This is a genomic window from Enterococcus sp. OL5, assembly GCF_006491895.1.
GTDB lineage: Bacteria > Bacillota > Bacilli > Lactobacillales > Enterococcaceae > Enterococcus_D > Enterococcus_D innesii.
Window position 1 is genome coordinate 1 of sequence record NZ_VHIL01000044.1, and the last position, 463, is coordinate 463.

General features: G+C 35.6%; 1 protein-coding gene. It reads left to right on the forward strand.

Annotated elements, in window-relative coordinates; all coding sequences use genetic code 11:
• Positions 1-154: 154 nt before the first annotated feature.
• Positions 155-463, forward strand: a 309-nt coding sequence (gene tnpA, locus FJU10_RS18945) for an IS200/IS605 family transposase (RefSeq protein ID WP_140966745.1), incomplete at its 3' end; no start/stop codon positions are given.

Here is a 463-nt window from a genome sequence, read left to right on the forward strand (position 1 = left end):
ATTATTGACTTTAGTCAGTTTCGTTCGCGTAGCGTACGAAACAAAAAAACCGCGCGTTTCTACGCGTGGACGAAATAGCTTTAGCGATAAAAAACTCCTTTCGATATACTAATAGTGGCTACCAACCGCATATCAGATCGAAAGGAGTTTTTTTATGTCTAACGACGATAAAAGTTTAGCACATACCAGATGGAATTGTAAGTATCACATAGTCTTCACCCCGAAGTATCGACGAAAAGTGATTTATGGAAAGTTAAGAGTAAGTATTGGTCAGATATTAAGAAAATTGTGTGAGATGAAAGATGTTGAAATCATTGAAGCTCATGCAATGCCTGACCATATTCATATGTTAGTAAGAATACCACCAAAGATTAGTATTTCTAGTTTTATGGGCTACTTAAAAGGACGAAGTGCAACCTTAATCCATGAAAAACATGCGAATTTGAAATATAAGTATGGGAAT